Below are 5,494 nucleotides of genomic sequence, written 5' to 3' on the forward strand. Positions count from 1 at the left end.
GTTCGCCGGAGACCCGGGAGCAGCGGCACCACCACCCGGTCCAGCTGGCGATTGCCGCCCGGGGTTGGGGCCGCCCCCGCGCGGGCGGGGGGGGGCGCGCTGTCGCGCGCGCGCCCGCCCGCCGCCCCGGCCCGGGGGTCGGGGCGGGGGGGGGCGCGCGGCGGGCTGCGGGGGGCGCGGGCGCGCCGCCCGCCCCCCCCCGGGCTAGGTCTGTCCGGTCCTAAAGCGCGGGCGCGGGGATGCGCCAGAGGGCGGCGGGGTTGGCCTCGCCGCCCGGGGCGGACTCGAAGGCGATCCACTTCCCGTCCGGGGACCAGCTCGGCGCGCCGTCGTACGAGCCGTCGTCGCCGGTCACCCGGACGGGGCGGCCGCCGTCGGCCGCGACCACGAAGACCTGGGCGTTCGGCAGGTCGCCGAGGTTGGAGGAGAACACCAGGTACCGGCCGTCCGGGGACCAGGTGGGATCGGTGTGCTCGCCCGGCACGTCGGTGACCTGGCGCAGGCCGGTGCCGTCCGCGCCGACCGTCCACAGCGCCCAGTTCTCACTGCCGGCGGCACGCCGCTGGAAGACGATCCGGTCGCCCCGGGGCGACCAGTTCGGCTGCCGGTTGTCGGTGCCGGTGCCCTTGCCGTCGACCAGCCGGACCGGGGGGCCGCCGTCGCGGCGGACCTTCCAGAGCGAGTCCTGTTCGGCGTCGTCGCCGTGCACGGCGGCGTGTTCCGGCTCCCAGCTCTGCTGGAAGACGATCCAGGCGCCGTCCGGGGAGAAGCTCGGCTCGCTGTAGCCGCTGCCGTCCTCGTGCCGGGTGACCCGCTCGGGGCTGCCGCCCGGTGTCATCAGCCAGACCTCGTCGTGGCCGGACTCCCGGTCGGTGGCGAAGGTGAAGGCGCCGGTGGCGGCGTTCCAGCTGGTGCCCGGGAGGTTGACGGCCGCCTTGTCGGGATCCTCCAGGACCTTCTGCGGCGTGCGGCCGCCGTCCAGCGGCAGCACCCCGAGGGCGGCGGCGCCCTTGTTGTAGCCCTCGCTGAACTCGGTCAGCAGCACCGAGCGGCCGTCCGGGGCGAAGGCGGGGTTCTGGGCGCTGCGACCGCCCTCGGCCCGGTAGAGCAGTTCGGCACCGTCGGCCCGGCGCTCGCCCCCGGTCGGCGGCGCGCCGCTGGCCCGGGTCGGCCGGGGCTGCGGCCCGCCCTCGGAGCCGGATTCGGCGCAGCCGGACAGCAGCAGCGCCGTGACGGCCGCGGCGGCGAAGAACGTGCGAGTCCTCATGACTCACAAGCTAGTTGACACTTCGTCACATTGCGTACGCCGGCAGGCGGATCAGGCGTCGCCGTCCAGCAGGTGCTGGCGGACCTCCTGGAAGGTCCAGGCCCCGCCGGCCGGGCGGGCGAACACCCAGACCAGGTCGAAGCGGTCCGGCCAGGTGGCGGGCGCGCCGCTGCCGGCGGCGCCGAGCGCCTCGACGATCCGCGGGATCCGCGAGTGCTCCCAGCAGATCAGCACCGGTTGGGGCCCGGCCAGGGCGGCGCCGGCCAGCGCCGTCTCCTGGGACTCGGCGTACCCGGTGTCGACGGTCAGCCCGAGCTTGGCGGCCAGCGGGGTGACGGTCTGCCGCATCCGGTGCGCCCCGGCCAGCGGGCCCTGGTCGGTGGCGGCGAGGATCCGGGCGGGGGTGCGCAGGCCGGGGGCGGGCGGGGCGAACAGGGTGGGCAGCGCCCGGGCGCGGGACCAGCCGCGCTCGGTCAGGGACTTGCCGTCGTGGCCGCCGTTCTCGTCCAGTCCCGGGTGGCTGCCGTCGGGCTTCTCGCCGTGGCGGATGATCATCACCAGGGCCTCGCCGCCCGCGTCGCTAGCCCTGGCCGCGCCGGCGTCCTTGCCCGCCTTCTTGCCGGCCTTGCCGGAGGAGGCCGAGCAGCCCGCCAGCACCACCGGAGCGGCGATCGCCAGGCCGGTGAGCAGGGTGCGCCGGGCCGGCCGCGCCGCCACTCGGCGCCCCGTCACCCGTTGCTCCATCACTCGGCCTCCCACCACCTGGCCCCCCGCCACCTGGTCTCCCACCACTCGGCGCCCCGTCACTCGGCGCCCCGTCACTCGGCACCCCGCTCCAGGCGCACCAGCGCGTCGACCGCGACGCCGTCGCCCTCGCCCTTGTGCCCGGGCTCCGGGCCGACCGTCCGGTGCACCCGTTCGGCCCGGACGGTGCGCAGGCCGCGGTCGGCGAGGTCGGCGAGGACGTCCTCCGGGGTGAACAGCACGGCCGGGTCCTGCGGGCCGCCGACGCCCTCGGTGAGGTTGCTCAGGTCGTGCCCGACCACCAGCAGGGTGCCGCCGGGAGCGAGCGCGGCGGCGGCGCGGCGCAGCGCGGTCCGCCGGTCCTGGGCGGGGACTTGGAGGTAGGCGACCAGGATCAGGTCGTAGCCGGCGGCGGGGGCCTCAAAGGTGCGGGCGTCGCCGTGCCGCCAGGTGAGCCGGTCGGCGACCTCGTCGGGCAGGTCGGCGGTGAGCCGCTCGGCGCGTTCCAGGGCGACGGCGGAGTAGTCCAGCCCGGTGACGTCCCAGCCCCGGCCGGCCAGCCAGATGGCGTTGCGGCCTTCGCCGGCGGCCAGGTCGAGGGCGTGGCCGGGGGTGTGGGCCGGGGTGAGGCCGGCCAGTTCGCGGACCACCCAGCGGTTGGGCTCGGCGCCCCACACCAGCTCGGTCGCGGCGTAGCGGTCGTCCCAGTCCTGGCTGTCCATGGCGAGTCCTCCGTTCGGCGGGCCTGCTCCGCAGCGGTCAACCTACCGGGCCCGGGCGGCGGCGGCCCGGAACGGTCCAGCGGGCGGACACCCTTGACGGCGAATATTGGTCCAGTCCAATCTGTGATGTCGTGACGCGAGCGGGTCAGCCGGCCCGCCGCGCCCGCCGTCCGTACGTCGGCACGCTCCACCTGCCCGCGCGCCCCCACAGCGCCAGGGCGGCTCCCCCGGCCCACCCGGGCCACGCACCGCCGGAACCCCCACACATCCGGAGGACACACCGCATGCACGACCGCGTCATGCCCGCACGGCCCGCCCAGGCCGCCGGGCGCCGGACCGCTCCGCGCAGACGGGCCATGGCCCTGGCCCTCGCCGCCACGCTCAGCACCAGCGGCGCCGCCCTCGCCCTGACCCTCAGCCCCGCCTCGGCCGCCCCGGTGAACCTGCTAGCCAACGGCGACTTCGAGGCCGGCACCCTGACCGGCTGGACCTGCGCCAACGGCTCCGTCGTCACCACCCCGGTGCACGGCGGGAGTTACGCGCTCAGCGGCGCGGCCTCGGCCTCCGACACCGCGCAGTGCCAGCAGACCGTCACCGTCCAGCCGAACACCACGTACACCCTGTCCGGCTTCGTCCAGGGCAGCTACGTCTACCTCGGCGCCACCGGGACGGGCGTCAACTCCTCGGTCTGGACGCCCGGCGGCACCGGCTGGAACCAGCTGAGCACCACCTTCACCACCGGCGCCACCACCACCTCGGTGACGGTGTTCACCCACGGCTGGTACGGCACCGGCGCCTACTACGCCGACGACCTCAGCCTCACCGGCCCGGCCGGGCCCACCTCCACCGGCAGCCCCACCGCGAGCGGCAGCCCGACGGCCTCCGGAAGCCCCACCGCGTCCAGCAGTCCGACCGCGTCCGGCAGCCCCACCGCCTCGACCAGCCCCACCGCGAGCGGCAGCCCGACGGCCAGCGGCAGCCCCACCGGATCCGGCACCCCGACCGCGACGGCCACCGCCAGCGGCCCGGCCGGGGACGGCAAGGTCACCACGCCCACCGGCGTCGCCGTCAGCAAGGTCACCGCGGGCGCCGTGGTGCTCACCTGGCAGCCCTCCACCCTGACCACCGGCGACGGCCCGATCGCCTACAAGGTGTGGTCCAACGGCCAGCTGGTCGCCACCTCGATGGGCACCTCCGTCGCCGTCAGCTCGCTGCTGCCCGGCAAGGCGTACACCTTCAGCGTCCAGGGCTACTCCGGCTCCCACGCCTCCACCCAGTCCGCCGCGGTGAGCACCACGACGGCCGCCGCGCCCGCGCAACAGCCCGTCCGCTCGGCCTACTTCGACCAGTGGGGCGTCTACGAGAACGCGTACTACCCGAAGAACGTCGACACCAGCGGCGCCGCGGGCAAGCTGGACGTCATCCACTACGCGTTCGCCAACATCGACCCCACCAAGCTCACCTGCTTCCAGGCGGTGAAGGCCTCCGACTCGACCAACGAGAACAACCCCAACGCCGGTGACGGCGCGGGCGACGCCTACGCCGACTACCAGTCCGACTACAACTCCGGCACCAGCGTGGACGGCAGCAGCGACACCTGGGAGCAGCCGCTCAAGGGCAACTTCAACCAGCTGCGCCAGCTCAAGGCCAAGTACCCGAACCTGCGGTTCACCATCTCGATCGGCGGCTGGACGTACTCCAAGTACTTCTCCGACGCGGCCGCCACCGACGCCTCCCGGAAGACCTTCGTCTCCTCCTGCGTCGACATGTTCCTCAAGGGGAACCTGCCGACCGGCGTCGCGGGCGACGCCTCCGGCGGCGCGGCCACGGCGGCCGGCATCTTCGACGGCGTCGACCTCGACTGGGAGTACCCGGGCTCGGCCGGCGGCCACACCGGCAACCACTACTCCCCCGCCGACAAGCAGAACTTCACCCTCCTGCTCAAGGAGTTCCGCACCCAGCTGGACGCGCTCGGCTCCGCCCAGGGCAAGCGCTACCTGCTGTCCGCGGCCCTGCCCAGCGGCCAGGACAAGATTGCCCAGCTGGAGACCGACAAGATCGGCAACTACCTCGACTACGCCGACGTCATGTCCTACGACATGCACGGCGCCTGGGACGCCAAGGGCCCGACCAACCACCAGGACCCGCTGCACGACAGCCCGGCCGACCCGACCACGCCGATCACCCCCGGCACCCGCAAGTACAACGTGGACACCATGCTCGCCGCGTACACCACCGGCCTGCCCGAGTACGGCATCCCCGGCGGCTTCCCCGCCAACAAGCTGGTGCTCGGCATCCCGTTCTACTGGCGCGGCTGGACGGGCGTCCCGGCCGGCTCCAACTACGGCCTGTACCAGAGCGCGACCGGCCCCACGGCCGCCAAGCCGCTGAGCCAGGAGGCCGGACTGGCCGCCTGGAAGGAGCTCAACCCGACCGCCGCCACCACCCACTGGGACCCGGTCACCGAGAGCAGCTGGGTCTACGACGGCACCAACTTCTGGACCGGCGACACCCCGCAGGCCATCCAGGCGCGCGGCGCCTACACCAAGAGCAAGGGCCTCGGCGGTCTGTTCGCCTTCTCCCTGGAGAACGACGACGCCTCCGGCACGCTGCTCAACTCCATGGACGGCAGCCTGCGCTGACGCCCGGCACACCGGTGGGGGGGGGGCGGCCGGGGGGGGCGCGCGCCCCCCGGGGCGCGGGCGGGGCGGCGGGGGGGTGTTTTGAATAAAGAGAGCCCGCGCGCGGAGGGGGGGTATTT

General features: G+C 74.8%; 4 protein-coding genes. 1 reads left to right on the forward strand and 3 read right to left on the reverse strand.

All coding sequences use genetic code 11. From position 1 onward, the window contains the following. Nucleotides 1–220: 220 nt before the first annotated feature. From ACFV6I_RS13055 to ACFV6I_RS13065, 3 genes are all read right to left on the reverse strand, one after another. A complete protein-coding gene (locus ACFV6I_RS13055) occupies nucleotides 221–1,267 on the reverse strand; it encodes a hypothetical protein (RefSeq protein WP_380425030.1) in 1,047 nt (348 codons plus the stop codon). A 51-nt stretch (nucleotides 1,268–1,318) separates the two neighbouring features. Continuing rightward, nucleotides 1,319–1,999, reverse strand: a complete 681-nt coding sequence (locus ACFV6I_RS13060) for a hypothetical protein (protein WP_380425033.1) — start codon at nucleotides 1,997–1,999, stop codon at nucleotides 1,319–1,321. An 86-nt stretch (nucleotides 2,000–2,085) separates the two neighbouring features. Beyond that, a complete protein-coding gene (locus ACFV6I_RS13065; RefSeq protein ID WP_380425035.1) occupies nucleotides 2,086–2,733 on the reverse strand; it encodes a class I SAM-dependent methyltransferase in 648 nt (215 codons plus the stop codon). Between the two features lie 284 nt (nucleotides 2,734–3,017). On the opposite strand from ACFV6I_RS13065, the gene ACFV6I_RS13070 reads away from it, so the two are divergent. Further along, nucleotides 3,018–5,375, forward strand: coding sequence for a glycosyl hydrolase family 18 protein (locus tag ACFV6I_RS13070; protein WP_380425037.1), 2,358 nt, complete (start codon nucleotides 3,018–3,020; stop codon nucleotides 5,373–5,375). Nucleotides 5,376–5,494: the final 119 nt, after the last annotated feature.

It is taken from the genome of Kitasatospora sp. NPDC059803 (genome assembly GCF_042732255.1).
Taxonomy (GTDB): Bacteria; Actinomycetota; Actinomycetes; order Streptomycetales; family Streptomycetaceae; genus Kitasatospora.